Here is a 12326-nt window from a genome sequence, read left to right as displayed (position 1 = left end):
GGTTTTTCTCTTCCCTCTCGATACCACTCGCTTCATTCTATACCTATTGGGCAATCACATATTTTAATAATGTTTCTTTCAGTATTGTGATTTTTGTCGGTTTTGATAAACAATCATTCATTCCCGAATCTATACAACGCTGCTTTTCATCTGCCATTGCATTCGCCGTTAATGCAATAATCGGGACCGCTGAACCCCGTTTTCTGAGTTCCTTAGCAAGCTCATAGCCATCCATATTAGGCATATTGACATCCGTCAAGACAATATCAACCGTATGATTTTCTAAGTATTTTAGCGCATCTAGGCCGTCAACCGCAGTCGATGTACAAAAGCCAATATTGGCAATCTGGTCGCTCAATAACACCCTATTAATTGGATGATCATCAACAATTAATACTTGATAAGCAGATAGTGAGCCATCAATTTCAAGTGAATTCGCTTTGATTGACTCTGCTTTTGCGACTTGCCCCTCAACTGTTTTTGAAATCACTTTATCAATAATAAAGGGTAATTTTTCATTTTGATAAGTGTTATATAGCCATTTATTAGGCGCTATTTCACGTAAGTCACCCACATAAAAACCACTGAGTTGGATTTCCTTTTTCACATTACACTTATGTGGCTCTTCACTATCAGTAATAAGCAAATCATAACTTTCTGTTTTTTCTATTTCATCACCGGAAAATACCACAAAATGATGGTATCTGAGTAATTTGGCTAAAAAGTCGGCTAAAAATTGATTTTGGCAATTAATTGCTATCCGATAACTAAAACGATACTCCGGTGTTTTTTGTTCAATATATTTTTGCCCATAAAGAGGTATTCGAATAATAAATGAACTACCTAGCCCCGTTTGTGAATTAACTTCGATATCACCATCCATCAAGCTAATCAATTTTTCACAAATGGCTAAGCCTAGACCAGTCCCTTTATGACCCACATTATTCTGATCATAAACTTGAAAGAAAGGGTCGAATAGTTGCAAAACAACCGCCTGAGACATCCCTATTCCAGAATCTTTAATTTCAATCTTTAAATAGTTTTCATCACGCCAAACATAAAAAATCACAAAACCTGAGTCTGTAAATTTAATGCTGTTATTAACAATATTAGAGATGACTTGTTGTAGCCTAACAGAGTCATTCAGCAATAAATCCGGTACATTGGGTTCAATAAAGGAATAGATTGCAATCTGTTTTTTGGCAATTAAAGGCAAATAATTGGCTAAAACAAAAGCAAAAACGTCACGGCAATTAAATAGTTTATTTTCAATTTTTAACTGTTTGGATTCTATTTTAGAAAAATCCAAAATATCGCTGATAATCTGTAATAACAGTGATGATGAATTATCCATCGTTGTAACCAACCGACTAGCTTTATCTGATAATTCAGCTCGCTGTAATAATTCAATATTACCAATAATTCCATACAACGGTGTTCGTAATTCATGGCTTACCGTCGCTAAAAACATTGATTTAGCATGGTTCGCTTGCTCTGCGGCATCCGCGACATCTTGCAACGATTTTTCCATTTGCACACGAATGCTAATATCGATAAGCACGCAAATCGCCACATCTTCGTTTTGATAACGTGAATTCACAAAGCTAATTTGTAGATGTGTACTACTCGTTGTCACCACATCAATATAATTACTCGATTTTTGTCGAATAATCGTCAGTATACGCTGCTTATCATCTTCACTTAATAAACGGAAATAGTCATGAGCCAGTTCATTACTCAAGATATTACCACCATCACTGAGCCTTAGAATAATAATACCGACAGGTGCTGAAGCTACGATTTTATGATTGAATTGTTCGTGTTCTTCGAGGCGAATAGCCGTATTCGCCGCGGGTATTAGCATTTTTCGTTCTAACAGCAAAATTAAGAAAAAGATCATCCCTCCTGTAATAATGTTAATAATCACACTATAAAAGATGGCTACCTTGTGCTCTGCTAATATCTCACTGGTTGGTACTGCATAAATAACCGTCATTAAGGAAGGCGTTAAGCGCTTTTTAAAAATTAGCTTTGAATAATCGGAATTAAAACCAAAAAAGCTTGGCTCAGAAATAGATAATAGACTGGAATTTTTTGGGTTAGAGTCCGCAGTGCTGTATAAAACGGGTTGGTTATAGGCGTTAACGACAACCGATTCAATTGACTTATTAGAACGCTGATTAAATTGGTTTAAGCTAATCGTTCTTTCTAAACCGATAAATCCATACAAACGGCCGTCAACATAGATAGGTTGGATTAAATAAAGTTGTCCTGAATCCGTTTGTGCGCCATGAACCACCGTATATAAATTTCGTTCTTGCCCTTGTAATCTAAGGCTTTGGTATGACCTGATATTCTCATAGCCAATTTTCTTAAGCATTTCGATATCTGATACTGTCGTTCGGATCGAAAAATCCATCATACAGTAGCTCTTAGAACCAATCACAAACACGTGATTTAACCCTTGAGGCGCAGCAATACTGTCTTTCCAAAAATAAATTAATTGCTCGAATGCCGTAAGATAATTCGTTGTGCTATTTTCGAAATATACACAATCGGCTTCAGGGGATAAGGGATATAAGGTATAAGAGCCGGTCACAGGCAGTGTCGGATAATTAGGTTGATTAACCAGTTTCTCCTCATGCTGTTCCGTCATAAACTGAATAGAACGTAAGGTTGTTCCTGTCTGTAAGATAAATGCCTGCATATTCTCAAAACTTGAATAGAATTGCTGGCGTATATCGGATTTACTTTCGTTGAATTGAGTGTAGAGAAAGAACAGAGTAATAAATACCCCCATTCCCCATAGCATTAAACCAAGGATACGAAATAAATCACGTGATAAACGTAATGATGTTCTAAATGATGGTAAGTATCTCAAGTTTTATCCTACACCAGCTATGTAACGACGATTAAGTATACTCGATACAACTGATAAAAAGCGATAAATGTCAGACCTGCTAGTTATAGATAGCAAAACGGGCGGTAAACCGCCCGTTAAATTATTCAGCTTCACATTTATTCGGCTGAATCTGTATCAGCATCCGCACTATTCTCTATACTGTCTTCATCAGAGGTTTCATCCTCTTCCGTTTCAGCGACACGTTGTAAACCAACAACTTTTTCATCTTCAGCTGTTCTAATCAGAGTGACACCCTGAGTATTACGGCCTACAACACTCACTTCTGAGACGCGTGTACGCACTAAAGTTCCGGCATCGGTAATCATCATAATTTGGTCGGTTTCATCCACTTGGATAGCCCCGATCACATTACCGTTACGTTCACTCACTTTAATGGAGATAACACCTTGAGTGGCACGAGATTTCGTTGGGTATTCTTGCTCAGCCGTACGTTTACCATAGCCATTTTCAGTCACCGTTAAAATATGACCTTCACCGCGTGGAATAATCAATGAAACCACTTTATCTTCATCCACTAAACGGATACCACGAACACCTGTTGCGGTACGCCCCATTGGACGAACAGCATCTTCAGCGAAACGAACGACTTTACCTTGCGCCGAGAACAGCATCACTTCATTTGAACCATTGGTTAAATCAACACCAATCAGCTCATCACCGTCATTGAGGTTAACCGCAATAATACCGGCACTTCTTGGGCGGCTGAAGTCTTGCAGAGGGGTTTTCTTCACCGTACCGCTAGCGGTTGCCATGAAGACATAATACCCTTCTTCGTATTCGCGAACTGGCAAGATCGCTGTAATACGCTCATCCTGCTCGAGTGGCAGCAGATTAACGATTGGACGACCACGAGCCCCACGACTTGCTTCAGGTAATTGATAAACCTTCATCCAATATAGGCGACCACGGCTGGAGAAACACAAAATCGTATCATGGGTGTTAGCCACCAGCAGACGTTCAATAAAGTCTTCTTCTTTAATACGTGCCGCAGATTTACCTTTACCACCACGACGTTGTGCTTCGTAATCAGACAATGGCTGATACTTAACATAGCCTTGGTGAGATAAGGTAACGACCACATCTTCTTCACTGATTAAATCTTCAATATTGATATCAGCAGAGTTTTCAGTGATTTCTGTTCGACGAGCATCGTTATAGATTTCGCGAATAGCTTCTAATTCTTCGCGAATGACCTCCATTAAACGCTCAGGACTACGTAGAATATACAGTAATGCTTCAATTTGTTTCAGAAGATCACGATACTCTTCCAGCAGTTTTTCATGCTCAAGGCCAGTCAGTTTTTGCAGACGCAAATCCAAGATAGCCTGAGCTTGTTGTTCTGTCAGGTAGTATTTACCATCATGAACACCAAATTGCTCTTCTAACCATTCAGGACGTGCAGCGTCATCGCCAGCGCGTTCTAACATGGCAGCGACATTACCCAGATCCCAAGGGCGTGCAACTAAGCCTGCTTTCGCTTCAGCAGGCGTTGGTGCCTGACGAATGAGTTCGATAATAGGGTCAATATTCGCTAATGCTACGGCTAATGCTTCAAGGATATGAGCGCGTTCACGTGCTTTGCGTAATTCAAAGATAGTACGGCGTGTCACCACTTCACGACGATGGCGAACAAACGCAGCAATAATATCTTTTAAGTTAAGGATCTTCGGTTGGCCTTGATGCAAAGCAACCATGTTGATCCCAAAAGAGACTTGAAGTTGTGTGAGTGAATAGAGATTATTAAGCACAACCTCACCAACCGCATCACGTTTAACTTCAATCACAATACGCATGCCGTCTTTATCCGACTCATCACGTAATGCACTGATCCCTTCGACGCGTTTTTCTTTAACGAGCTCAGCAATTTTCTCGATAAGACGTGCTTTATTTACCTGATAAGGAATTTCGCTAACAATAATGGTTTCACGACCATTTTTCTCATCGACTTCAACTTCTGCACGGGCACGGATATAGACTTTGCCGCGGCCAGTGCGGTAAGCATCAATAATTCCACGACGGCCATTAATGATGGCAGCGGTCGGGAAATCAGGCCCAGGAATATGCTCCATTAAGCCTTCAATGCTGATATCTTCATCATCTATATAAGCAAGACAACCACTAATGACTTCCCCTAAGTTGTGTGGAGGAATATTGGTTGCCATCCCTACAGCAATACCCGACGAACCATTAACCAATAGGTTAGGTATTTTTGTCGGCATTACTTCTGGGATTTGCTCTGTACCATCATAGTTTGGGACGAAATCAACGGTTTCTTTTTCAAGATCCGCTAACATTTCATGGGCAATTTTCGCCATACGGATTTCCGTATAACGCATTGCAGCTGCGGAGTCTCCGTCAACTGAACCAAAGTTCCCCTGACCATCTACCAGCATATAACGCATAGAGAAAGGCTGCGCAAGACGAACAATCGTCTCATAAACAGCGCTATCACCATGTGGATGGTATTTACCGATAACGTCCCCGACTATACGGGCAGATTTTTTATAGGGTTTATTCCAATCATTTCCCAATACATTCATCGCAAACAGTACTCTGCGGTGTACTGGCTTCAGTCCATCTCGAACATCTGGAAGTGCGCGGCCGACAATAACGGACATCGCATAATCCAAATACGAACTTTTTAGTTCTTCTTCGATATTGACCGGTGTGATTTCTCTGGCAATGTCGCTCATGGAACCACTGTCCCTCATAACTTCGGATTCAAAGGTTTAGAACTATACCACAATTCGCCAATTTAATAAAAAAAATGAGAAGTGAGTATTTGTCTTTCAAGCTATGTATAATAGCGGAAAAATGTCTTTATGTGTCCGGATACTTTGAGTTTATTGCGTAAGAGCAACAAAAATGTTTCATAGTCACCATAAATTCACGTATTACGGCTCGGACACCTATTTCGTAACAGGAGCTCCACTCATGAATGATACTTCAACTTCAGCGTATCAAAATGTCGATAAGCAGGAAATTGAGAAATTTGAAGCGATCGCCTCTCGCTGGTGGGATCTAGAAGGTGAATTTGCCCCACTTCACCGCATTAATCCTCTGCGCCTCGGCTATATCATGCAACGCATCGATGGTTTATTTGGTAAAAAAGTCTTGGATGTTGGTTGTGGCGGTGGGATCTTATCAGAAAGTATGGCACGAGAAGGAGCCGAAGTGACAGGCCTTGATATGGGAGCAGAACCCTTGATGGTCGCACGCTTGCACTCATTAGAATCAGGTATCCCTGTTGAATATGTGCAAGAAACCGTTGAACAGCATGCTGACAAGTATCCACACGCTTATGACGTGGTGACCTGTATGGAGATGTTAGAGCATGTCCCTGATCCTCAATCCGTAGTGCGTGCATGCGCTAAATTAGTGAAACCGGGTGGACATGTTATTTTTTCGACCATTAATCGTAATAAAAAAGCATGGTTGATGGCGGTGATCGGGGCCGAATATGTGATGAAAATGGTACCTAAAGGAACTCACGATGCGAAAAAATTCATTCGCCCTTCTGAGCTGATAGGCTGGATCGATGAAACCCAATTAAAAGACAAACATATCATTGGGTTACATTATAATCCTTTGAAGGATAAATTTTACTTAGGCCCTAACGTTGACGTCAATTATATGCTCCATACTGTAAGCGAATAAATAGCAAGCGTTACGTTTAAGAAAGCAGCAAACGATCTCATTTTACAAAATTAATTTTTATCACCATGTGGCGAGTTTCGATTAATAGAATTCCTTTTATATTGCAGCTTACCGACATGGTGATCATTTTTATCCCTAAAGTTATCCACAGAAGACTCAGATTTGTGCACTTGCTAAAGCTGCACATTAACATTATCTTGTTATAGTAAAATCAACAAACCACTACATATAGTATGTAATTTAAATCTAACACTACAAGTCTCATGGAGTTAATCTATGAGCTTTTTTATGTTAGCGATATGCTATTTTGTAGGTCAACCAAGGTGTACTTGCTCATGAACCAGAGTCTGTTAGTCACAAAACGTGATGGACATAAAGAACGCATTGATCTCGATAAAATCCACAAAGTGATAACTTGGGCTGCGGAAGGCCTAAATAATGTCTCAGTTTCTCAGGTGGAGTTACGTTCACAGATTCAGTTTTATGATGGGATCAGAACCTCTGATATCCACGAAACCATGATCAAAGCAGCGGCTGACCTGATTACAGGTGATACCCCTGACTATCAGTATCTTGCAGCGCGTCTTGCGATATTTCACCTACGTAAAAAAGCGTATGGTCAATTTGAGCCACCAGCGCTGTATAAGCACGTCCAACGCCTAGTCGAAATGGGTAAATATGATAAGCATTTGCTGGAAGACTACTCACAAGAAGAGTTCGAGCAAATGGACAGTTTCATTGACCATTGGCGTGATATGAATTTCTCCTACGCTGCGGTGAAGCAACTTGAAGGTAAGTATTTAGTGCAAAACCGCGTTACGGGTGAGATTTATGAAAGTGCTCAGTTCCTGTATATTTTAGTTGCTGCTTGCTTGTTCTCTCATTATCCGAAAGAGACGCGTCTTGACTATATCCGTCGCTTTTATGATGCCGCATCGACATTTAAAATTTCGCTACCAACGCCAATTATGGCGGGGGTTCGTACACCAACCCGTCAATTCAGCTCTTGTGTGTTGATCGAATGTGGCGATAGCTTAGATTCTATCAATGCGACATCCAGTGCAATTGTTAAGTATGTTTCTCAACGTGCGGGTATCGGTGTGAATGCAGGCCGCATTCGTGCATTAGGCAGCCCAATTCGTAGCGGCGAAGCCTTCCATACAGGCTGTATTCCGTTTTATAAGCACTTCCAAACTGCGGTAAAATCTTGTTCGCAAGGTGGTGTTCGTGGTGGTGCAGCGACACTCTTCTACCCACTATGGCATTTAGAAGTAGAAAGCTTATTAGTGCTGAAAAACAACCGTGGTGTTGAAGGTAACCGTGTTCGTCATATGGACTATGGTGTTCAAATCAATAAGTTGATGTATGAGCGCTTAATCAAAAACCAAGATATTACCCTGTTTAGCCCATCCGATGTGCCAGGCTTATATGATGCCTTCTTTGCTGATCAAGAAGAGTTTGAACGCCTGTATACCACTTATGAGCAAGACGATAATATCCGTAAGTCTAGTGTTAAAGCGGTTGATCTGTTCTCGTTAATGATGCAAGAACGTGCTTCAACAGGCCGTATCTATATTCAAAACGTTGACCACTGTAACACTCACAGCCCATTCGACCCACAGATTGCGCCAGTGCGTCAGTCAAACCTATGTTTAGAGATTGCACTACCAACGAAGCCATTGAATAACATCAATGATGAAGAAGGTGAAATTGCACTCTGTACGCTATCTGCCTTTAACTTAGGTGCGATTGAAAGTCTTGATGAGTTGGAAGAACTTGCGGTGCTCGCTGTACGTGCGCTAGATGCCCTGCTCGATTATCAAGATTACCCCATCATTGCTGCTCAGAAAGGCGCCATGGGCCGTCGTACTTTAGGTATCGGTGTCATTAACTATGCTTACTACTTGGCGAAACACGGTGTTCGTTATTCTGATGGCAGTGCCAATAATTTGACCCATAAAACGTTTGAAGCGATCCAATACTATCTATTGAAAGCCTCTAACGAATTAGCAAAAGAACAAGGCGCATGTCCTTGGTTCAATGAAACAACCTATTCGCAAGGTATTCTACCTATTGATACCTATAAGAAAGAGTTGGATAAGTTAACCAATGAGCCGCTGCATTATGATTGGGAAGCGCTACGCAAAGATATTCAACAATATGGTTTGCGTAACTCAACCTTGTCTGCTTTGATGCCGTCAGAAACATCATCACAGATTTCTAACGCAACTAATGGTATTGAGCCACCTCGTGGTTATATCAGTATTAAAGCATCGAAAGACGGTATTTTACGTCAAGTTGTTCCTGATTATGAAAATCTAAAAGGCGCGTATGAGCTGTTATGGCAAATGCCTTCAAACAGCGGTTATCTACAATTAGTCGGTATTATGCAGAAGTTTATTGATCAATCGATCTCTGCAAACACCAACTATGACCCTACACGCTTTGCAACTGGCAAAGTACCAATGAATCAATTGCTAAAAGATTTATTGCTCGCCTATAAGTTTGGTGTGAAAACACTTTACTACCATAACACTCGCGATGGCGCGGAAGATGTTCAAGGTGATCTGGAAGAAGTTGTTGAGTCAGCGGATTCAGATTGTGAAGGCGGCGCGTGTAAAATTTAATAGGAATTGTTATGTCACATACTTACACCATCTTCTCACAAAAGAGAAATGACCAACTGTTGGAGCCGATGTTTTTCGGCCAACCGGTTAACGTTGCTCGTTATGACCAACAAAAATACCCGATTTTCGAAAAATTAATCGAAAAGCAATTGTCATTTTTCTGGCGTCCAGAAGAAGTTGACGTTTCTCGTGATCGCATTGACTATAATGCATTGCCTGACCATGAGAAGCACATCTTTATCAGTAACCTGAAATACCAAACGCTACTTGATTCTATTCAAGGTCGTAGCCCTAACGTGGCATTATTGCCACTCATTTCAATCCCTGAGCTGGAAACTTGGGTTGAAACTTGGTCATTCTCAGAGACAATTCACTCACGTTCTTATACGCATATTATTCGTAATATCGTCAATGACCCAGCGATTATCTTTGATGATATCGTTGAAAATGAGGAAATCCTCAAACGTGCGCGTGATATCTCTGCTTATTATGACACCTTGATTGAGATGACGAACTATTATCATATGTTCGGTGAAGGGACTCATACCTGTAACGGCAAACAAATCACAGTGTCACTGCGTGCCCTAAAGAAACAACTGTATTTGTGTCTGATGAGCGTTAATGCGTTAGAAGCTATCCGTTTCTATGTTAGCTTTGCATGCTCGTTTGCTTTTGCAGAACGCGAACTAATGGAAGGCAATGCTAAAATCATTAAACTGATCGCTCGTGATGAAGCGCTACATTTAACAGGCACTCAGCATATGCTGAATCTGTTACGTTCAGGTCAAGATGACCCTGAAATGGCTGAAATTGCAGCAGAGTGCGAAGACGAGTGTTATAAACTGTTTGTGGATGCGGCAGAGCAAGAGAAAGAGTGGGCAGAATATCTCTTCAGTGAAGGCTCAATGATTGGCTTGAACAAAGATATTTTGTGTCAATACGTTGAGTATATTACTAATATTCGTATGCAAGCTGTTGGGTTAAAACTGCCATTCGAGACTCGCTCAAACCCAATACCTTGGATCAACGCATGGCTGGTCTCTGATAACGTGCAAGTCGCCCCACAAGAAGTTGAAGTCAGTTCCTATCTGGTCGGTCAGATTGACTCTGAAGTCAATACTGATGACTTGAGTGATTTCGAACTCTAATCATGGCAAGCCATAAAGTCACCCTGCGCTTATCGCAGGGTGTACAAGTCCCCTATCACACCGAAGTCCATGCTAGCTTACTTGATGCTCTTGAAGATAGCCGCATTCCTGTGGAGTATCAGTGTCGAGAAGGTTACTGTGGTTCGTGCCGAGTGATGCTGCTGAAAGGAAAAGTCGGTTATAAACAAAAACCACTTGCCTTTGTTCAAGAAGGTGAAATTTTGCCTTGTTGCTGTCACCCCCTTTCTGATATCGAAATCGGCTAACAATAGCAGCGATAACGCTAACACAATGTCATCGCTGCTAATGACTTAACCTGCTCAGTTGTTATAAATAGCCATATAATCCAGCAAATACCCAACCGAATACACAGGACACACCAACCCCAATCAAACCCGGCAAGATAAAGCTGTGATTAATGACAAATTTACCTATTCGTGTTGTACCTGAACGGTCAAATTGGATAGCGGCTAAGTCACTGGGGTAAGTTGGCAGTATGTAGTAGCCGTAACAAGCAGGCGCTGATGCAATAATATACGCAGGGTCAACACCAATGCCTAACGCAATCGGAACGACAGCAGCCAATGCAGCCGCTTGTGAATTCACAAATTTAGAAACCAATAATAGGATCACCGCATAAGCCCAAGGGTAATCTTTTACCAATGCCCCTAAAGTCCCTTTGATCTGATCCATGTGGGCACCAAACATGGTTTCAGCCATCCAAGCAATCCCATAGACCGCCACAATCGCAATCATCCCAGAACGGAAGACTTCATTTTTCGAAATTTGCCCTGGGTTAGTTTTACAAATAATGATGATCAGAGCACCCGCCAATAACATAAACATCTGGATCACAAGCACCATCGATAATGGCTTACCATTCACCAGAGGTCTTAACTCAGAGAATGCGCCCAACACAGCCACCACCGCTATGGATGCTAAGAAGATCCACATTGCTACCCAATTAATTTTTGGCAATTTTTTATCGAGCAGTGTGGCACTATCGCCATATACATACTCATAGTTTTCATGCACTGAAATAAATTTTTGAAACTCTGGGTCCTTATCGAGATCCTTCCCTCTAAACCAGCTAAAAATACCGATTGCCAATATACCAATCAGAGTCGATGGGATAGTGATGGCTAATAAGTCTAAAAACTCAAGAGATTGACCATTAATGGTGATGCCATTCAGCATTGCGACGAGCGATACCACAGCTACAGAAACGGGGCTAGCAATGATCCCCATTTGTGCACCAATACTACTTGCTGCCATTGGTCTTTCAGGACGAATATTATTTTTAATCGCGGCATCATAGATAATTGGCAGGATGGTATACACCACATGCCCTGTACCACACAAAATGGTTAAAATGCAGGTAACAAAAGGTGCCACAATAGAGATGTATTTTGGGTTTTTACGTAGTAGTCGTTCTGCAATTTGTAGCATGACATCCAAACCGCCTGATGCTTGTAACGTCGCTGATGCTGCAACAACAGCGATGATGACAAGCATGACATCAACAGGCGGTTTTCCAGGAGGTAAGCCAAAGCCGAAAACCAGTATCACAAGACCGACACCGCCTAACAGCCCTAATGCCATTCCTCCTTTTCTCGCGCCATAAAACAAGCAGACGAGAATAATGGCGAGTTGTATCAAAAAGTCCATAAGTTCATCCTTTTCATTAATGTATCCTTACATTATCCGGATGAAAGATTGACAGATTTTTGATTTATATTAATGAGTGAAAAAATTTAATATTATTTTTCCACACTATTTTCCTGCCTTGTCACAAAATTAATTTTAATTTATTGAGACACTATCCCGTTAAATTAAAAATCACATTAAAATCAATTCATTAATTAACACCATTAACATAGTTAACCACATAAGTTCACTTTTGATAGTTAATATTCATAACTGAAATTAATTAACAATCAAAATTTATTCGCTGTTATTTTCAGCAGTCAT

General features: G+C 40.9%; 7 protein-coding genes. 4 read left to right on the top strand and 3 right to left on the bottom strand.

Going from position 1 to position 12326, the window contains the following annotated elements; translation table 11 throughout:
• Nucleotides 1–43 precede the first annotated feature (43 nt).
• Entirely contained in the window at nucleotides 44–2824 is a 2781-nt protein-coding gene (gene rcsC / locus O7C57_RS08890) for a two-component system sensor histidine kinase RcsC (protein ID WP_247047131.1), read from the bottom strand.
• A gap of 194 nt (nucleotides 2825–3018) precedes the next feature.
• The gene (gene gyrA, locus O7C57_RS08885; protein WP_154624742.1) at nucleotides 3019–5616 is read right to left on the bottom strand and encodes a DNA topoisomerase (ATP-hydrolyzing) subunit A; all 2598 of its coding nucleotides are present in this window, start codon (nucleotides 5614–5616) and stop codon (nucleotides 3019–3021) included.
• A 241-nt stretch (nucleotides 5617–5857) separates the two neighbouring features.
• Between gyrA and ubiG the strand changes: the two genes are divergently transcribed.
• The 4 genes from ubiG to yfaE all read left to right on the top strand — a co-directional run bounded on the left by ubiG (nucleotide 5858) and on the right by yfaE (nucleotide 10621).
• Nucleotides 5858–6580, top strand: coding sequence for a bifunctional 2-polyprenyl-6-hydroxyphenol methylase/3-demethylubiquinol 3-O-methyltransferase UbiG (ubiG, locus tag O7C57_RS08880; protein WP_247047129.1), 723 nt, complete (start codon nucleotides 5858–5860; stop codon nucleotides 6578–6580).
• Nucleotides 6581–6915: 335 nt separating this feature from the next.
• Nucleotides 6916–9207, top strand: a complete 2292-nt coding sequence (gene nrdA / locus O7C57_RS08875; protein WP_154624740.1) for a class 1a ribonucleoside-diphosphate reductase subunit alpha — start codon at nucleotides 6916–6918, stop codon at nucleotides 9205–9207.
• Nucleotides 9208–9218: 11 nt separating this feature from the next.
• A complete protein-coding gene (gene nrdB, locus O7C57_RS08870) occupies nucleotides 9219–10355 on the top strand; it encodes a class Ia ribonucleoside-diphosphate reductase subunit beta (protein ID WP_154624739.1) in 1137 nt (378 codons plus the stop codon).
• Between the two features lie 2 nt (nucleotides 10356–10357).
• The gene (yfaE, locus tag O7C57_RS08865; RefSeq protein WP_154624738.1) at nucleotides 10358–10621 is read left to right on the top strand and encodes a class I ribonucleotide reductase maintenance protein YfaE; all 264 of its coding nucleotides are present in this window, start codon (nucleotides 10358–10360) and stop codon (nucleotides 10619–10621) included.
• Nucleotides 10622–10682: 61 nt separating this feature from the next.
• Here yfaE and O7C57_RS08860 read toward each other — a convergent pair whose 3' ends face one another.
• Nucleotides 10683–12023, bottom strand: coding sequence for an anaerobic C4-dicarboxylate transporter (locus tag O7C57_RS08860; RefSeq protein ID WP_163861148.1), 1341 nt, complete (start codon nucleotides 12021–12023; stop codon nucleotides 10683–10685).
• Nucleotides 12024–12326 lie beyond the last annotated feature (303 nt).

The organism is Providencia sp. 21OH12SH02B-Prov, assembly GCF_027362595.1.
Lineage (GTDB): Bacteria > Pseudomonadota > Gammaproteobacteria > Enterobacterales > Enterobacteriaceae > Providencia > Providencia zhejiangensis.
Note: the sequence above shows the minus strand (reverse complement) of the source record. Positions and strands in the feature narration are given on the sequence as shown.